Annotated in this window: 1 protein-coding gene; it reads right to left on the reverse strand. The window is 42.4% G+C overall.

Translation table 11 applies throughout. From position 1 onward, the window contains the following. On the reverse strand, window positions 1–551 hold a 551-nt coding region (locus LKK83_RS21065; RefSeq protein ID WP_324633298.1), incomplete at its 3' end, for a group II intron maturase-specific domain-containing protein. Window positions 552–557: the final 6 nt, after the last annotated feature.

Below are 557 nucleotides of genomic sequence, written 5' to 3' on the forward strand. Positions count from 1 at the left end.
TGTCTATGAAGAAGTTGGAGGTTTTTGTATTCATCCTTTCCACCTAAGGTTTCTGGGATGATGTGGTCTACTTCCATGATGTCTTCTTCTTTGAAATAATGTCCGCAGTGGATGCACTTCCCTTTTTGTTTCTTCAAGAGTTTTGATACCCTCTTTGGAACACCGGGTTGTTTTCCCATTCTTGTACTCCAGTATTTGAGATTGCCGTCGTATGGGCTGGCATTACCTTTCACTTTAACGTGTCTGACAATTGGAGTCTCGGAGTGGTATTGCAATTTGATTGGATTTGTTTCCACTCGCGTTGCGAATACCCAGTGTTGATTCCCTATTGTTTGCCAGTATCTCTTGGCTACCCATTTTTTACTTTTGTTGGAATGCCTTCGGTTTCCCCATTTGGTTAACTTCCAATATAACAAGTTATCCATTTGAGAAAAGATTTCCTTAGACACTACTGTTGAGTAGTAGTTGCTCCACCCTCTGATGACCGGGTTGAGGTGTCTTATTAACCCCTCTTGCGGTGCTGCGCTGTGGGAGTCTACTATCTCTTTCAGTTTCTT

The sequence above is a fragment of the Phormidium sp. CCY1219 genome, assembly GCF_035615515.1.
Lineage (GTDB): Bacteria > Cyanobacteriota > Cyanobacteriia > Cyanobacteriales > Laspinemataceae > CCY1219.